Origin of the sequence: Corynebacterium sp. HMSC072A04 (genome assembly GCF_001809235.1) — a bacterium.
GTDB classification, from domain to species: Bacteria; Actinomycetota; Actinomycetes; order Mycobacteriales; family Mycobacteriaceae; genus Corynebacterium; species Corynebacterium hiratae.
Map to the genome: position 1 here is coordinate 1 of NZ_KV796814.1, position 297 is coordinate 297.

At 67.0% G+C, this 297-nt stretch carries 1 pseudogene; it reads right to left on the bottom strand.

The window, feature by feature from the left end:
• A pseudogene (locus HMPREF2565_RS13230) lies at window positions 1-297 on the bottom strand (hypothetical protein); the annotation flags it as partial.

The following is a 297-nucleotide window of genomic DNA, read 5'->3' on the forward strand; positions in this document are numbered from 1 at the left end:
CAGTGCGGGGCGGGAGAAATCCAGCACCGGTGTTTCCGGGTCCGCGAGCAGGGTATCGCGCACATGGACGATGCGGGGGATGCGCGAGGTACGCGGGTAGACCAGCACGCGCATGATGGACTTGCGTACTACGAGCTCGTGGAGCTCGGCCACGGTGGCATCGGAGGAAAGCGGCAGGATTTCCGAGCCGTGCTCGCGGGCCAACTGGGCCGCGGTGGAGGCTTCCAGCTCGATGACGCCGGTGATCTGGTTCGCGGAGTCGTCGTCAAGCGTGCCCGTCAGGCGCGAGTGCTCGAC